The organism is Alistipes montrealensis (genome assembly GCF_018362775.1).
GTDB lineage: Bacteria > Bacteroidota > Bacteroidia > Bacteroidales > Rikenellaceae > Alistipes > Alistipes montrealensis.
The window spans coordinates 315,979-333,970 of record NZ_JAGYXY010000001.1; the positions used below are offsets into that span (position 1 = coordinate 315,979).

7 protein-coding genes are annotated in these 17,992 nt (G+C 60.1%); all 7 read right to left on the bottom strand.

The window, feature by feature from the left end:
* Positions 1-112: 112 nt before the first annotated feature.
* The gene (locus KG007_RS01315; protein ID WP_213347031.1) at positions 113-3,067 is read right to left on the bottom strand and encodes a fibronectin type III domain-containing protein; all 2,955 of its coding nucleotides are present in this window, start codon (positions 3,065-3,067) and stop codon (positions 113-115) included.
* A 31-nt stretch (positions 3,068-3,098) separates the two neighbouring features.
* On the bottom strand, positions 3,099-4,988 hold the full coding sequence (locus tag KG007_RS01320) for a RagB/SusD family nutrient uptake outer membrane protein (RefSeq protein ID WP_213347033.1): 1,890 nt from the start codon (positions 4,986-4,988) through the stop codon (positions 3,099-3,101).
* Between the two features lie 28 nt (positions 4,989-5,016).
* The gene (locus tag KG007_RS01325; RefSeq protein WP_213347035.1) at positions 5,017-8,253 is read right to left on the bottom strand and encodes a SusC/RagA family TonB-linked outer membrane protein; all 3,237 of its coding nucleotides are present in this window, start codon (positions 8,251-8,253) and stop codon (positions 5,017-5,019) included.
* A 261-nt stretch (positions 8,254-8,514) separates the two neighbouring features.
* Positions 8,515-9,735, bottom strand: a complete 1,221-nt coding sequence (locus KG007_RS01330; protein ID WP_213347037.1) for a glycoside hydrolase family 88/105 protein — start codon at positions 9,733-9,735, stop codon at positions 8,515-8,517.
* A complete protein-coding gene (locus tag KG007_RS01335) occupies positions 9,732-14,117 on the bottom strand; it encodes a two-component regulator propeller domain-containing protein (RefSeq protein ID WP_213347039.1) in 4,386 nt (1,461 codons plus the stop codon). The genes KG007_RS01330 and KG007_RS01335 overlap by 4 nt, the downstream gene beginning before the upstream one ends.
* A gap of 54 nt (positions 14,118-14,171) precedes the next feature.
* A complete protein-coding gene (locus tag KG007_RS01340) occupies positions 14,172-15,794 on the bottom strand; it encodes a pectinesterase family protein (RefSeq protein WP_213347041.1) in 1,623 nt (540 codons plus the stop codon).
* A 63-nt stretch (positions 15,795-15,857) separates the two neighbouring features.
* A complete protein-coding gene (locus tag KG007_RS01345; RefSeq protein WP_249413208.1) occupies positions 15,858-17,984 on the bottom strand; it encodes a fibronectin type III domain-containing protein in 2,127 nt (708 codons plus the stop codon).
* Positions 17,985-17,992 lie beyond the last annotated feature (8 nt).

The following is a 17,992-nucleotide window of genomic DNA, read 5'->3' on the forward strand; positions in this document are numbered from 1 at the left end:
CAAAAATCCATTTACTTTTCACAATGCGACCCTGCAAATCTGGTTCCGGAACGGTCAAACGACAAAAAAGGGGCGCGGAATAATCCGCGCCCCTTTCCTGCAAAGCCTCCGGCTATTTGGTGTATTCGATCACGACCGAGCCGACTTCGATATTCGTGGCGGTGTCCGTAAAGTCGATCCGGAAATCGTCCGAGTCGATTCCTGCCGAAGCGAAATCGAAGGTGATTGTGGAGGAATTCGTTCCGGTCGGTTCCGTGGCGGCCAGAACCGTCGCAGAGGTTCCGTAGGTACACGTCAGCAATTCGGGCTTGCGGGCCGAATTCGGGTTGATCGTGATCTTACGGATTTTACCCAGTCCCGAAGCCGCGACATGCGTTTCCGCCTTGCCCTTGTTGAAATACCACACGATATTCTTCGTAGCACTGTTGCTGTAATAGATATTACCGGTGAAGGTAATCGTGCTGGCGCCCGTATCGTCGGTTGCCGTCCACGTGTTGTCTCCCCAACTGGCCGGCAGTCCCGAAATGTTGGACGAAAGGACACCTGCCGCAGCCGAGAGGGTCATCGTGTAGTCGGTTCCCGATCCGCCGGGAGTCGATCCGCCGCCATAGGTATATTCGATGCTGTAAAAACGCAGTCCGTTACCCGTAGGATAGATCGTGACGGTCGTTTCGTCCGTGATGTCGATATCGAACTCGCAGGTGGTCGGCGAGGTGCTGACCGAACCCGCGGGGAAATCCTGGGTTGCGCCGTTGACCAGTACCGTGACATTGCGCGTCATATCTTCGGTACTGCCCGTGTTCGAAGCCACGACGGTCAGTTTACCCGACGAAGGAGCCGAGAACGAGAAACAGCGGCTCGTAGCAGTGCCTTTGCCGCCGGCCTGAATATATCGGCCCACCGAAGAACTGCCGCCCTTGATCGAGCTGCCGCCTGCGGTGATCGTCAGTCCGTCCCAGGTTCCTACGTAGTCTTTGTTGTCCGTCGTGCCAATCGCGTCATAATAGCTGTCGAATGCCGCATCGGTGAAATTCCACGTATAGGTTCCCCCGCCCGGAGTCGAAGCGTCGGCGACGGTCAGTTTGGCCGTACCGGCATCGGAAGCCTGCGCCGAAGCGTCGGCGGGATTGGCGACCACCGAGATCGTATACTCGCCCACGGCAAGCGCAGCGACCGTTGCGGCGGAGATCGTGTAGGAGGCTGCATTCACCGTCTCGGAAGTGCCGCCATTGAAGGTGACGGCATACGAAGCCGCACCGTCGACTGCCGCCCACGAAGCCGTTACGGCAGACGAAGCGCCCACGGTAACCTTCGCGGGATCGAGCGTCACGACGGGAGTCGCCAGCTTGGTGTCGTTGACCGTCAGCGTGGCGCTGCCTGCCGGCGAGGGCTTGTAGAGGTAGTCGGAAACGGCGGCCGCAGTCACGGAAATCGTGTAGGTTCCGGGCTTGAGTTTGGCAACGGTGGCGGCCGGAACAGTCATCTCGGTCGTCGAAACGGTCTCCGAGAGGCGTACGACCTCCTCGGTCTCGCCGACAAGCGTCGTCAGCGCGAGACGATAGGTGTAGGCCGAAGCGTTGGGAACAGCGGCCCACGAGAAGGTCACGGGAGCGTTGTCGCCCTTGGTTACCTCGGCGGGATCGGCCGTCACCACGGGAGCATCGAGCGGCGTGGCGTTCTGCCCCGGAGCCTCGGTTCCCTCATACCAGCCGATGCTGTAAATATGGTTGATCGTCGCATCGGTCCAGATCGAAACCTTGGCCGCTGCCGGGATGCCCGGACAGGGAATGTAGACCTTGCCGCGGTTGTCGGCCGTGGGAGCCTCGAAGGGCCCGAAGCTCTTGCCCAGTGCATCGACATAGGCGTAGAAGTTACGTCCCGTGCCGTTGGCGTAGCAGTCGATGGCGATCACGCCTTCGCCCACGACGGAGAACTGCAAAGCGCGTTCGGTGGGAGCCTCGCCCGTCTTGACGGTCGACTTGCCGCGCAGGTCGAGGTAGTTGTAGCCGTAGTCGGCATCGGCGCTCACCTGGACGTTTTTACCCGAAGAAGTGGCCAGAATCGTGAGCCCGTCGATGGTCTGAACCGATTCCCAGTTCGCGACCGGCCACTTCGAGGCGTCGGTGAAGTCCCAGAAAGTGGACTGTCCCAGGGTCGTAACGACCAGGTTGCCCGACTCGACGCCGGCGATATAGACCGAAACCGCGTACTCGGTCTGCGCCTTGAGGCCTTCGAACGTATAGGTATGCGCGGCAATCTGGGCATCGGTCAGCGTGACGTTGCGTTCGTCGTCGCCGCCCTTCAGCACGAGGCTCGTAACCTGCTGCTCGGCGCCCCAGGCGAGGGTAACCGTCGTTGCGGTCTTGTCGACCACATCCACGTCGATCTTATCCGAAGCGACGAACGACACCGTACCGCGTACAGCCTCGTCGCGGAGCAGCTCGACCGTGTAGGAAGTACCCGTGACGAGATCGGTCAACTGGTACTCACCGGCGGCGATTTGGGCAGATGTCAGTTTGAGCAGGCCCACGTCGGGCGTGACGTTCAGGTGCGTGACGTTCGAACCGGCAACCCAGCGCAACAGGGCCGTCGTGGCCGTCACATCGTCGTCACCCATCTTGCCGTCGTTCAGGAAGAGATTCTCGACGCCCGTTGCGAACGTGCAGGTCGCGGCTTTCGAATCGGCGACACCCGCACGCTGCGACACGGCGACCAGTTCGGCGATCCACTCGCGGTTGCCGGGCAGTTCCCTGAACGAATATTCCATCGTCTTGACGGTGTTGCCGTCGCTGTCGAGCGGGGCGATCAGGTCGACCTGGTCGTAAACGCCGCCCTCGCCGTCGGTATAGGAGAGCGTCAGCGTATAATCGGCGATTCCGGTCATGACCGTCCATGAGAAGGTTACGTTGACATTGTTGGACAACGTATGGGTGAAATTCAGCGGGGAGAACTCGCGGCCGTAGGTGATGTCGTCGAGAATCCCGTCGGGGTCCGAACAACCGTGAAGCGCCGCCGATCCGGCGAAGAGCATCACGAGCAGAAGGAATTTATTGATGATCGTTTTCATGCGTTTTCTTGTTTGTTTCCAATTCGGGGCGCTATTGCATCGGATAACCATAGTCGTTGACCAGTTGTCCGTTGGTCGTGATCGACTGTTTGAACATCGGCCAGAACATGTGCACATCGGGATCGTACTGGTAGATCATGTCGATACGTGCCGTGGCGGTCGTGCCGCTCTTGATATACTCCTCCTCGGTCGTGCCGTCGGTCTTCTTCGAGGTGAAGAGCGTCCAGCCCGTGCCCTCGGGATCGCCGGCCTCGCCGACATCCAGTCCGTGAAGCTGGATCGTCTCGCCGTCGGCTGCATACTTGTAATAGACCTTTGAGCCGATAAGGTCGAATTCATAGGTTTTGCCCGTCAACTCCGACGTGTATGACATATGGTCGAGCATGGCCTTCATCTTAGCCTTCGTGTCGTCGAGCGACGCTTTGAGCAGCCCCCAGCGGATCAGGTCCTGCTTGCGAACCTGCTCGCAGTTGAATTCGAGCATGCGCTCCCTGTAGATGGCCTTGAACATCGCGTCCTTCGAACCGATCGAAGCGAGGTAGGTGTCGACCGCATCGTTGGATTTGAAAGCGCGGTAGCGGACCTTGCGCAACTGCACTTTGGCATAGTCGAGGTCGTTGAGTTCGTTGGCGGCTTCGGCGGCCATCAGCAGCACGTCGGCATAGCGCATGACGATCGGCTTGATGCCGCAGTCGTTGCCCGAGATGACCTCGTTCATCCATTCGTAGCGGTATTTGCCGCTGTACCATTTCTGAATGTTCTCCAACTCCTGCTTGCCGGAATTCCAGCGGTAGGGAACGCACGAGATGTCGCGGCGGCGGTCGTTCTTGTCGAACTCGTAGAAGAACGTCGGAACCGGGCCGATCGTACCGCCGGCATTGGCCTTGCCGCAGTATTTATCCGCCGTGTAGTGTTTCACGGCATAGTTGTTCATCCACTGGCCGCGGTTGTCGGCGAAGGGAATCACGAAAAGCGTCTCGCCTCCGGCAGCGACTTCGCGCTTCATCATGTCGCGCCATATCTCCTCGAAAGTACCTTCCAGCCCTACACAGGCATTCTCCTTGGCAATGACCTCCTTGCAGGCGCCGAGCGCCGTTTTGTAAAGGGCGTTGTCGCCCCACACCTGGCCGCTTTCGGTGAGTTTGCTGCGACGGTTCTGCCCGACATTGCCCGTGCCGATCTGCCCTTCGTCGGGGCGCTGCGAATACCCGGCGGCCGAGAGGCACACACGGGCCAGCAGACCGTAGGCGAAAGCCTTGTTAACGCGGGTCGTCAGGCCCGTCTTACCGGACTCGTTGGGCCAGTAAACATAGTTCACAGCCTCTTCCAGGTCGCCGATAATCTGCTGGTAGATCACGTCGCGGTCGCTCTTGGGCTTTACAACATCGCCCGTTTCGCCGATCGGCTGGAAACGCGCGGGAACGTCGCCCCAGGCCTTGATCAGGTCGTAGTAGAAGAGCGCGCGCAGCACCAATGCTTCACCCAGCAGGTAGCGCATCCCGGCATTGCTCTCGACGTTGCCGTACTTGCGCAGGCCCGCGATGGCGAGGTTCGCATTCTCGATAGCGGTGTAAGCCAGCGCAAACTGGCCGTTGCTCTCGTTGAGTTGGCTGTTCGCATCGTCGTACGAAGGGTTATAGGTATAAATCAGCGTCTTCGTATCGGTGGGTTTGTCAGGCGACGCACCGACGTACCACTCCGTATCGGTATTGACTCCGTAATAAACCAGCCAGCGGTTGCGATAGGACTTATCGACGCCGAACTGGCGGTAGATATTCATGATAGCCGCCTCGGCATAGGTCTCGTTCGAGAACATGGTCGCCGAATCGGACGAGGAAGACGAACGGGTATCCAGCAGGTCTTCGCCGCACGAGGCGGCCAGCAGGCCGGCGCAGGCAAGGATATAGATTAACTTTTTCATCGTTGAATTGTTTTCTGTCGGTTAAAGGTTAGAAGCTGATGTTCGCACCGAAAACCCACGAACGGCTCTTCGGATAGGCCGAGTAGTCGACGTTGGGGGTCATGGGCGTCGCGCGGCGCGTGTCGACCTCGGGATCGAAGCCGCTGTACGGCGTCCAGCAGAAGAGGTTGGTTCCGGTCGCATAGAGACGCACCTTGCTGATGCGTACCTTGCGCGTCCAGCTTGCGGGGAGCGTATAGCCCACCGTCAGCGACGAAAGGCGCAGGTAAGAAGCATCCTCCAGCAGCCAGCTGTGAACGACCGTCTGCGGCATGTAGGGCGACCACATGCTCGTCGCGGCATTGGCGGCAGCCAGCTCTTCGGGATCGGTGATCAGGGCGCCGGTCTCCCAGTTGACATTGGTCCAGCGCCTGCCCAGGGCCATCGCATCCGACAGGTTGCGGATCACGCCCTTGCCCGTGTATTTCTGCGACGAGGTGAACTCAACGTTGTTGGCATTGAAAACCTTGTTGCCGTAGGAATAGGTGAAGTTGGCAGCCACGTCGAAACCGTAAGCATAGGCCGAGAGCGAGAAACCGCCCGTGAACTTGGGCTGCACGTTACCGATCTTGCCCTGGATGGGATTGCCGTCGGCGTCGCAGAGCAGTTTGAGCGATCCGGGACGCATGTCGCCCACCACGCCGGCGCAGTTCGATCCGTCGAGGGTCTTCCATTTGCCCGTCTCGTTGTAGTAGTCGAGGTCGAAATCTTCGACCTCGTAGCGGCCCAGCGTCGTGTAGCCGCGGATGTCGCCGATGGCGCCGCCCAGGACGGCATAGTAGTCGGTCACGTTGTTGTTCCAGCCCGACGACTGCGAATAGGTCTCCAGTCCGGCCAGGTCCATGATGCGGCTGCGGTTGAACGCGATGTTGGCATTGAAATTCACCCCGTACTTCGCCTTTTCGACGATCACGGCGGCCACCGACACCTCCAGGCCGCGGTTGCGGATCGTTCCGGCGTTACGATACTGGAAGCTGTACCCCGAACCGGAAACCGGATAGCGCATCAGGATGTCCTCGGTGGTATTTTGGTAAACTTCGACCGATCCCGAGAGGCGGTTGCGCCAGAACCCGAAGTCGAGACCCAGGTTGTGCGAATAAGTCGTTTCCCACGTCAGGTTGGCATTGGCCATGTAGCTTTCGCTGGCGCCGTTGCCGTTGGGCGTCCAGTAAACCGGATCGCCGTAGATGAAGCTGCTGCCCGTGCCGACCTCGTAGAGCTGCGTCAGGCCGCCCATGCCGGTCGGGATGTTGTTGTTACCCGCCGTACCGAAGCTGTAACGCAGTTTGAGGTTGTCGAGCCACTTCTGGTCCTTCAGCCCCCACTCGTCGGAAATGCGCCACGAAGCGGCCACCGAGGGGAAATAACCCCACTTCTGGCCCTTCGAGAACTTCGACGAACCGTCGCCTCGCATCGTAGCCGAAAGCATGTACTTGCCCTTGAAGTCGTAGTTGAGGCGGCCGAAATAGGAAAGCAGAATGTCGTCGGCCGCATAGTTCATGTTCGACGAACTGGCGTTCGAAGCCGAGCCCATGAAGGTCCACGCCTGCTCGGCGGTGTAGAAATCGGGCAGTCCGTCGACCCATGTATTGAACGTCCGCTGCTCGGTGATGATGTATTCCTGGCCGAGCAGCACGTTGAGGTGGTGGTTGTCGTTGCTGATGAGTTTCTTGAAATCGTAGTTCAGCGTATTGGTGTTGCGTACGCGGCGGCGCGACACGTCGTTGTAGTTGGTCGAAGGGGTTCCCGGAACGGTCGAACCCGAACCGCCGACCTTCGAATAGTAGGTCGTCACGCCGTAGAACGAGTTGGTCTCCTGGCGGTAATCCTCCAGGCCGGCCTCTACTTTCAGGTTGAGGTTGTCGACGACCTCCCACGTAAAGCCCGCATTGGCGGTCCAGTTGGTGCGCTCGCGCTTGCGGTCCGAATCCGAAACGGCGACCGTCGGCATCACGGCATCGGAGGAGTTCTCCTCCAGGTCGTCGCCGCCCTCGATCTGGGCCTTCAGCGGAATGGGCGTATAGAGCATGGCGTTCTTCAGGCGGCCCGTAGTCTGCGACCCCGAGTCGTTGAGCGAGTTGGCGCCCGCGCCGCGAACCTTGATGCGCGAATAACGGATGTTGAAGTCGAGCGTAATGCGCTTGTTGGCCTTGAACTGCGTTTTCAGGCCGAGGTTGTCGCGGCTGTAATTCGAGCCGATCATGATCGCCTTGTCGTACAGACGCGCGTAAGTGGCGTTCCACTTGAATTTATCGCCTCCGCCCGAAACCGTCAGGTTGTGGTTAAACTGCTCACCCGTGCGGCCGAAGAGCTGGTCCATCCAGTTGTTGCCGGTGATTCCGTCGTAGAGGTCGATGTCGGAGAACGATCCGAAATAGGGTTCGTAGTTGTCCGAAACCTTGTTCTGCATGGCGGCAAGTTCATACTGCCACTTGGCGAACTGCGAGGGGTCGAGCGCCTGCACCTGGTTCTTGCGGGCGATATCCTTGAAACCCCAGTATACATTATAGTTTACGTTCACTTTACCCTTCTCGCCGCTTTTGGTGGTGATCAGCACAACGCCGTTGGCGCCGCGCGAACCGTAGATCGCCGTCGAGAAAGCGTCCTTCAGGATGTCGATCGACTGGATTTCCGACGAGGAGATGTCGCTGATGCTCTCCACGGGGAAGCCGTCGACGATGTAGAGCGGTGCGCCGTCCGACGAGAACGAACCGGCGCCGCGCACGCGGATACGGATTTCGGCGTCGGGGTCTCCCTCCGTCGCCGTCACCTGCACACCGGCCATGCGGCCCGTCATCGCCTCGGCGACCGAAGCCACGGGCATCTGCTGGAGCGTCTCGGCGTTGACCGAGGCGACCGAGCCCACGACATCGCGGCGTTTCACGGTGGCGTAACCTACGACCACCACGTCGTCCATCGCCGTCGACTCGTCTTCGAGCTTAACGTCGATCTGCGTCTTATTGCCGATGGGTATACGCTGGGTCTTCATCCCGATATAGGAGATCACCAGCGTCTTCTTCGAAGCATCGGGGACATTGAGCGACCATTGCCCGTCGACGCCCGAACTTGCTCCCAAGGTCGTACCGTCTACGATCACCGAAGCTCCGATAACCGGTTTGCCCGCCGAATCCTTGACGACTCCTCCGATTTTCTGAGCCGCGGCCGTGGAGGCCAGACCCACACCCAGCAAGAACAACAGGGCGAACTTTAGAGTAAAGCTTTTCATATAAAAGGTTTTGGTTAATAATTAGGTTTTCGCTTTTCCGTAAAAGGGGGGTATTTCCCTATACAAAAATAAATTGCCCCGGAGGATTCGATTGGTAATTTTTATCACTTCTCATGGATAATTTGTCAATCCGGCCCGAATGGCCCTCCAGGGCCCTGGGAAAGGAAAAGCGGGGCAAAAAATCCTCCCTTTCAGGAGGATTTTTCAGAAGACAATTTTCCGCAGAGCGCCCTGAATCCGGCTTCGCCAAGCCGCAGCGAATCAGTCTGCGGCTGTTCCCGACACCGGTTTTTTAAGCCGGTCGTATTCCATCGACGCCCAGATGAAGGGCCCCACGCCCTTGCAGTCGTTGTCGATCACCGGCTCGGAGATGTAATATTCGAACGTGCCGCTGCGCATCTGCTTGCCGCCCAGACCCGCCACGGCACAGCAGTCGGTCAGGGAGATCGTGCCGTCGGGATTCTCCTTCACGAAACGTTCGACGAATTTTTCGTAAAGCCGCCGTGCCTCCGGCTCCATCTCCGCAGGCAGGTAACCCAGCCGCACCCCTTTGAGCATGGCGTAAACGAACATCACCGACCCGGTCGATTCGAGGTAATTGCCCTCGCGGCCCGGCTGGTCGAGCACCTGATACCACATGCCGGTCGCAGGGTCGGCATATTTCGGCAGCACGGTGTAAATATGGTTCAGGATTTCGACCATCGGCTGCGTCGAATTGTCGACGCCGAGGTATTGCAGCGTCTCGACGATGGCCATGGCATACCACCCCATCGCACGTCCCCAGGCATGCGCCGACTGCCCCGTGGCCTTGTCGCACCAAAACATCTCGCGCGAATCGTCGTAGGCATGGCGGTAAAGCCCCGTGACAGGATCGTAGGTATGCGCGGCCACCACGACGAACTGGTTCACGATATCGTCGATAGCTTTTTCGTATTCGGCCCCGGAGAAGTTCCGGGCAGCATACTCGGCATAAAACGGCTCGGCCATGTAAAGCCCGTCGAGCCACATCTGACGGGGATAAACCGCTTTGTGCCAGAACCCGCCGTCGGGGTTGCGGGGCTGTCCCTGCAACTGGGCGTAAAGCGTGTCGAGCACCATTTTATAGCGCGCCTCGCCCGTCCGGTCGTAAAGTTCGAAAAGCGCGCGGCCGGGGCAGACGTGGTCGAGGTTGTATTTCGACCGCTTGTAGGTCAGCACACTTCCGTCGGGTTGCACGATGGTGTCGAAATAACGCGCAGCATAGGCCTGAAACTCGGGATGGTCGTACATCTCTCCGGCATCCGCGATCGCGAGCAGTTCGAGACCGGTCGTATAGTTCCACTTCACCTTTCCGGCGGGGATGCCGTCGAGGTTCGTCGGTGAAGGGTTGCGGGCGATTTCGCTCGCGGCCATGCGGACGGCGAGGGGTTTGCGGGAGTGCGGATTGCAGGCCACCGTGGCGGCGAGCGCACACAGCACAGCAGAAATCAGGAGTCTTTTCATGCGGTCTTGGTATCTTGGTCTTGTTTCAGGTTATGGGTCTTGAGGTATTCGGCGGGCGACATGTGGTACTGGTCGCGGAAACACCGGCTGAAATAGCCCGGATCGGAGAACCCCACCTTGTAAGCCACCTCCGACACGGAGAACTGGCCCGTGCGCAGCAGCAGTTTCGATTTGGTGATGCGGTACTCCTTGATCAGTTCGACGGGCGACTTGCCCGTGAGGCTCTTGAGTTTGTTGTACATCGTCGTACGCCCCAGCCCGAGGTGCGAAGCCAGTTGGTCGATCGTGAGTTCCGAATTTTCGATATTCTCGCCCAGCCACGCCATCACGTTCTTCATAAACTCCTCGTCGCGGTCCGTGACGACGACATCCTCGACCGCCAGTTCGACGACTTTGTTCCGGGCCGACTGCGAAGAGAACTTCTCGAAGAGTTTGCGCCGCTGGGTCAGCAGGTTGTCGATGCGCGCCAGCAGCAGTTCGATGCTGAACGGCTTGGTGATATACCCGTCGGCGCCGAACTCCATGGCCTTCACCCTGTCGTCGGGCGAGTGCCGTGCCGTCAGCATCACGATCGGAATATGGCTCATCGTGAAGTCGTGGCGCACCTTGTCGATCAGCTCGATGCCGTCCATGCGGGGCATCATCAGGTCGGTGATGACGATGTCGGGCATCTCGCTGCGGATCTTTTCGAGCGCCTCGACGCCATCGTCGGCCTCAACGACGTAATAAGTATCTATCAGGCTGTTGTACATGAAGATGCGCAGCTCGCGGTTATCCTCGACCAAGAGGATTTTCTGCGCATCCTTCGGCGGCAGGACATCGACGCGGCGCTGGCTGTCGACAGGCGTGAAGTCGCTGACCATATAGTCGTTGCGACGTTCGCCCTCCCGGGTTCCCGCCCCGGTGAAATCGATCTGCTCCATGCCGAAATGGGCGTTGCCGAGTTTAAGCCTCACGGTGAAGGCCGAGCCTTCGCCCGGGCGGCTGTCGACCACAATTTCGCCGTGGTGCAGGGCCACGATGTCGCGGCACAGCGAAAGTCCGATACCCGAGCCCTTCATATTGCTGTCCACGGCGCGCGAAGCCTGCGCGAAGCGTTCGAAAATAACCCCCTGTTTGTCCTTGGGGATGCCGATACCCGTGTCGCGGACCGTGAGCGTCACGCACTCCTCCTCTTCGCGCAGCGAAAGTATTACTTCAATTCGCCCGCCGTTGGGTGTGAATTTCAAGGCGTTGGATAACAAGTTATAAACCACGCTCTCCATGCGTTCGATATCGACCCACACCAGCACCGAGCGGCGCGAGACGGTGAACAGCAGTTCGATCCTGCGCTCGGAGGCCATTTCGCGGAAATCGTCGAGGGCGTCCTCGACCAGCGGTACGAGGTCCACGCGCGAGATTTTCAGCTCCATTTTGTTCTTCACGATCTTGCGGAAGTCCAGCAACTGGTTGATCAGCGTCAGCATGCGTTTGGCGTTGCGGTGGGCCAGCGTGAGGCTGTTTTCGCCGCGCGGCGTCAGGCAGTCGTGCTTCTTCACATCCTCGATGCCGCCGAGAATCAGCGTGAGCGGCGTACGCAGTTCGTGCGAAATATTGGTAAAGAAACGCAGTTTGAGGTCGGTCATGTTCTGCTCGACACTCGCTTCGCGGCGGATGCGCATGACCGAACCGGCAATGCGGAAAGCGACGACCGTCACAACCAGCGCCAGCAGGACGTAGAGGGTCTTAGCCCACCAGGTAAGCCAGGGGGGGGGTAACACCTCGACCCCGATCGTAATTCCCTCGTCGGCGGCATCGGCATTGCCGACGAACGCCTTGACATGGAACTTGTAATCGCCGATCGGCACGTTGGAGTAAGCCGCCCGGTTGGTCGTTCCCGAAATATTCCAGTCCTTGTCGTAGCCTTCGAGTTTGTACATATACCCCACTACGTGCTGGATCGCGAAATTCAGGGAGGCGAACTCCATGCGGAAATTCGAGAAATTATAAGGCAACACGATGCGGTCGGCCTCGGTCACCGACTCCGCGAGCGGCGAACGACGGCCTGCAACGACGGGAACGTTGCGCACGTCGAGGCCCGTAAAACGCAGGTCGTAGTCGATCTTCGCAGCGCGAACCTCGTCGGGATTGAAGCGGTAAAGCTGGCGGCCGCTGCCGAAAAACACATCGCCGCGGGGCGAGGTGAGCGCCGTAGCCTCGCTGAAAACCGCATTGCGCATGTTGTCGTAGAGGTAATAATTCGAGAATATCTCGCGGCGGGGATCGAACCGCGACACGGCATTGTGGGTCGAAACCCACAAATCGCCCTGCTTGTCCTCGGTCAGGGCCATGCAGATATTGCTGGCCAGCCCCGAGGATTTGTCATAGCACCGGAACCACGGCGCACCGTCGGCGTCGTAGCCTTCGATCCGGTTCAGGCCGCCGCCGAAAGTAGCCAGCCAGATGCGCCCTTCGGAGTCCTTGAGCATGTGGATGATATCGTTGTTGCCCAGCGACTTCGCATCGCCCGGAATCTTCTGCATCAGCCGGAAGTGCATCAGTTTGGCGCTGGCCCCCGGATCGAAAACCAGCAGTCCGTCGACCGTGGCGGCGAACATCCGGTCCGGACGGTCGTAAAGCAGCCACCGCACGCGCCCCGCCTCGTCGAGCGGATAGTGCGCCATCATGTTTCCGGCATGGATGAAGCGGCTTCCGGCAGGGTCTTCCAGCAGGTTGATGCCCCCGCCGTAGGTCGCCACCCAGATACGGCCCGCGCCATCCTCCTCGACACAGTAAATCTGGTCGTCGCTGAGCGAATAGGCGTCCGTGTCGGAGTGTGCGAAATGCGAGACTCGATAACCGCTGCCCTCGGGCGTCAGACGGTAAAGTCCTTCGCCCTTGGTCCCGACCCAGATATTGCCCGAAGAGTCCTCCTTCAGGGCGTAAATCATTCCGGTCCCACGCCGGCCCTGCGCCGGAAGCGTATAGACGGGTTTGTTCGCCCCGTCGAAAGCGATCAGGTCGCCGTCGCGCGTACCGACCCACATCCGCCCCCGGTTGTCGGTCATCAAGGCGCGGATTTCGCCCGAAAGCGGGTCCGGGGATTTCGAGTCGAGCGTGAACACCTCGGCGGGCTGGCGCAGCAACACCGCCTTGCGCAGGCCGCGCTCGTTGTAGGTCGAGAGCCACAGCACGTCGTCATGCACGTCGAAGCGCACGACGGCATTGGTCATCTGGCAGTTCGGCTGCTTGGGATCGTTGTAAAAGGGTTCCACCGTATCGCGCTCGCGGTCGTAATAACCGAAGCCCCAGTTATTCATCTTAACCCACAGCAGGCCGCCGCCTTCGGCGATCTTGGTGATCGTGTCGACGTTGTAGGAGACCGTGTAAGGCTCCTGCTCAAAATGCTTGTAGTCGTCCGTCGAGGGATTGTAACGCGTGATGCCCGTCTCGGCCGAGGTCACCCACACGATGCCGTGGGAGTCGGCCGCAAGATTGCGGATGCGGTGCGGGCGCGCCCCTTTGGGATCGAGCCGCGCGAGACGGTCGCCACTGACACGGAAGAGTTCGCCCGAACGGCTGCCGGCGTAGACCGTACGCCGCACCGTGTCGGCGACAAGGGCCGTCAGCGGAGCCGCACCGCCCGGCAGGCGGTCGACCCTGCCGTCCTGTTTCCCGACGCGGATCACCTCGCCGGGGGTGGCGCAGTAGACAGATTCGGCATCGGCCGTAAAGGCAAAGGCCGGGGCCGCGGTTTCGCAGAGCGTACGGGCCGCGGCAATCCCCGCGGCAATGTAGTTCAACTGCCCGTCATCAGCGCCGATCCAGACACCGTCGCGGTCGTCGACATACATCGCCGCAACGTCGCCGCCCAGCACCGGAGCGTCGAAAAAGGCATCGACGCGCACGGAGGAAGCATCGGCCGCATCGGTGAAGCGGGCTACGCCCAGCCCCGCGATGGCGACCCACGTACCGCCATTGCTGTCGTGCAGGCAGTGCGTCATGCGGTAATGCTTCGAATCGACGCCGTCGATGAGCGACACCACGTCTTCGAACTGCTCCGTATAGCGGTTCAGGCGGTAGACGTGGAGGTTGTAGGTCGTAAACCAGAGGTGGCCGTTCGAATCTTCGCTCACCGCGACGAAGCGGTGGTGCGAGAGGGGCGAAAAATCGCCCGGCGTGGTGCTGAAATTCTTGAAGGTATATCCGTCGAAACGACTGACGCCGTACCACGTGCAGACCCACACGAAACCGCGCGAATCGGTGTAGATGTCGGCGATACGGTCGTGCGTCATCCCGTCCAGCGTGGAGTAGGTCTGGAAAATACACTGCGGGGGCGACGTTCGGGAAAATCCCGGAACGGCGAGGGCGAGCAGCAATAGAGTCAGTAGCAGTCGTTTCATGGTTATTAACAATTCCGATCGCAGTAAATATACAAAAAAATCGGATTCCAAAGTCTATTTTTCAAAGGCCTCAAGCGCCTGCCGGGCTTCTTTTCCGGTCAGTTGCCGCGACCACCCGACACGGCTCCGGGGTGCGGCTCCGGGACCTTCGGAGTGATATTCAGCATAAAATGCAGTCCGCCGGGCCTGCGGTCTGGACCAGTCGTGCCACCCTTCGGGAACAATGTGCGCTCCCAAATAGCACTCAACAAAAACGGTCTGCGCATAATCGCGCCACGGACGGCCCAGCCAGCAGCGCGTAACTCCCTCGGCGGCGGTCAGGCGGCACTCCACGAAAATCAGCCCGCACGGCTGCCCGCGGCAGGTCGAGGCAGCCGTCACGTAGGAATCGGCCTTCGAGCGGATTTCGCAGCGGCGGAACAGGGCCGCGGCCGAACCGAAAATGAAGTCGGTCGTCCCCTCGACATAGCAGTCGTCGAAGCGGATATGCGCATTCTCCGTGACGGTCTGCCCGTCGCGGTTGCCCGCGCCGTAGAGGTAGAGCGTATCCTGGTTACCCAAAAAGCGGCAGCCGATGAAATGCAGGCCGGTCCCGAGGCACTGCACGGCAACGGCCTGCCCCACCGGTCCGGCGGCATTTTCGAACGTCAGGTTGCGCACCGTCCAGCCGTCGCCGCCAAAATAGACGGTCGAAGAGCCGGAAGTACCCAGCGGATGCCCGGTTGCGCCGACTCTCGCGGCGTAGTCGTCCCACGTGACCGTCACGTCGCCGCGCCCTTCCAGAACGACGTTGCGTTTGGACGCAGAGATGGAGATTTTCTCCCGGTAGACACCTCCGCAGACCGTAATACGGGTCGTATCGCGGCAGAAATCGGGAACGGCCGCCACAGCCTCGGCCAGCGTGAAAAAGTCGCCCGAACCGTCCTGCGCAACCACGAAGTCGGCGTCGACGAGGCGTCGGCCCAGTTCCGGAACCGCCTCCGGAAGCTGCCCGGCAATCATCCGCGCCACGGCGCGCGCTCCGCGCACATTGAGGTGGGTGTTATCCGTACGGCCGTCGGGCCAGCGTGGATTAGTCCCGGGGTCGACCCACATGTAATACGCCTTCGAGCGCTCGTCACCCAGCGACGAAACCCACGCGCGGGTCAACCGCCCGGCGTCAATCAGCGGCGCACGCTCCTCAGCGGCCACACGACGCACGGCGGCGGCGTAAAGTCCGTGGGTGTCGACGAGCACGCCGTCGGTAAAACGGCGCCGGACAATGGGCGTCAGCAACACCGGGATACCCCCCTTTTCACGCGTCTCGCACACATAGCGGCGCAGGTTTTCGGCATACTGCTCCGAAGAGGCGTAGCGGGTCGAATCGTTCTGCTTCTGGTCGTTGTGCCCGAACTGGATAAAGACGTAATCGCCCGGCTGCAATTTGTCATAAACGGCCGCCCAGCGCCCTTCGTCGCGGAACGATTTGGTCGAACGTCCGTTCGCAGCGTGGTTCTCCACCCCAACCGACGCGTCGAACAGCGGTTGGAACATGTGTCCCCAGCCCCGCTCGGGATTCTGCTTCGCAAGGTCCTTGGTGGCGCACGTCGAGTCGCCGACGAGGTAGACACGCAGAGTCTGCCCGCAAACAAATGCAGACGACAGTATACATAGTATCAACAGGAGAACTCTTTTCATCTCAAGCATCGGTTTAAACGACAGGGCGGGAGGCTGCGCAACCTCCCGCCGAATCGGGTCAACTTATTGCAAGGCAGTATAGGAACCGCCCTTCACCTGCGAGGCTGCGATCTCCTTGACCAAATAATGGAAGTAAACTTCGATATTGGAATAGACCTTCTGCGGGTCGAGCGTCGTAGCTGCGGCATCGGAAGCGTCTTTCGGATCGAGACCGAGCAGGGTCTCATAGTAGTCGGGAATGCCGTCGCCGTCGGTGTCGACCGAAGCGCGCGCGATCTGGTCGGAGGTCGCCTTGAGTTCGGGCCAGCCGCCCACGGCGCTCTGCGAGTCGATCAAACCGCCCGTCGAGCCGTTGCCGCCGTCCGGGAATGTCGCTTTGCCGCTGCGGGCGTCGGTCTCGGCCCGTTTGTCGACGGCATCGCGGCTGAGCGAGGCTCCGGCATAAGTCACCACCGACTCGAAAGCCTCGGCGGCCGTATGCGTCGTGGTATAGCAGACCGTCACGTCGCCCGCCTTGATCGGGAGCGGCGCGGAAAGACGCCCGGCCGTGGTCGAGGGATCGTTGCCCTGCGGATGGAAATAAACGCCCGCCCAGTTGTCAGCGTTGATTGCCGACGCATAGCTTCCGGCATGGTAGTTCCCGGACATATAGAGCCGGGGATAAGCCGAACCCACATTCGAATCGGAGTTATGCCAGTAAGCGTCGACGAAATACTTCTTCTCCTTCGAAGCCGGACCCGGTTTGTAATAGTTGTTCACGATATTGAACGAGCCGTCCTCGCCGCCGTAGGTCGAATTGCTGCCCCAGTTGTAGATCACGTTGTTCCGGTAATCGACATTGCCGCGATGCGTCGCGAGGTAGTTCCCGTAAATCCCCGGATGGTCGATGCGGGCGTTGCGGCTGTCGTGGTTGGCCAGCATGTTGTGATGGAACGAAGCGTTCTTGCCGCCCCAGATGCCGCCGTAGCCGTGCTCGCCCTTGCCGTGCGCCGACTTACGCAGGCTCTCGGTCAAGAGACACCACTGCATCGTGAAATTCTGATTGGCATAGAACGACGCACACTCGTCGATCGACCACGACATCGAGCAATGGTCGAGGATGATATTCGAATGGTAACGGCCCCAGATGGTGTCCGATCCGTCGGAAAGATTGCCGCCCTTGTTCAGGTCGCCCAGGCGGAAACGCACATAACGGACGATCACATTGTCGGCATCGATCACGACCGTTCCGCCGCTCACGCAGATGCCGTCGCCGGGAGCGGTCTGACCGGCAACGGTCAGGTTTCCGTTTTTGATGCGCAGGTCGCTGAGCAACTCGATCGTACCTGCCACGTCGAAGACGATGATGCGTTTGCCCGACGCTTCGGCGGCGGCACGGAACGAGCCCGCGCCCGAATTATTGAGGTTGGTCACGTGGTAAATCTTTCCGCCGCGGCCTCCGGTCGTATACATGCCGCCGCCCTCGGCGCCGGGGAAAGCACGCAGCACGCCGTCGTTCTCGTTAGCCAGGGGAAGCCCCAGGTCCACACCCGGATCGACGGGCGCACGGTCGGTCGTAAAGGCGACCGCTTCGGAATAGGACGAATCGTCGCCGTCCTCGCCAGCCACGGCCTTCACGCGGAAACGATAGGTGGTATTGGCCGAAAGTTCCGTAAGGGCGACGGTCGTCCGGGGCGTCTCGCCGCTCCGCAGTGCGGTTTCGGCATCCCCTTCGTAGAGTTCATACGCATAGTTCTCGGCTCCGACAACCGTCGTCCAGGAGAGCGTCGCAGCATTGTCCGATTTCTCGACGAGCCGCGCGGCAGGAGTTCCGAGCATGTCGCCCGAAAAAACCACGAAATCGGAAAATTCCGAGTCCTGCCACTCCACCGAACCGATAGGCGCGGTGGCATGAACGCGGAAACGATAGGCAACGCCCGACTCCATTTCGAAGCGCTGCGACCCGAGGCGCGTCGTAGCCGACTGCAAGGGCGCGGCAGCGTCGCCGGCATAAAGTTCGAAAGTGAAGCGCACGGCCTCGACGGCCTCGGAGATGCTCCAGCGTACGGTGGCCGTCTGGTTCGAAACCGCTACAACGACATCGGGCACGGGAAGGGTTTTCACGTCGGGAGCCGCCTCCGTAGAGTCATCGCCGCAAGCGACGACAAGGGCCAGGATCCCGAACAGCAAAAAGAAATTATTACGAATCATTATCATGG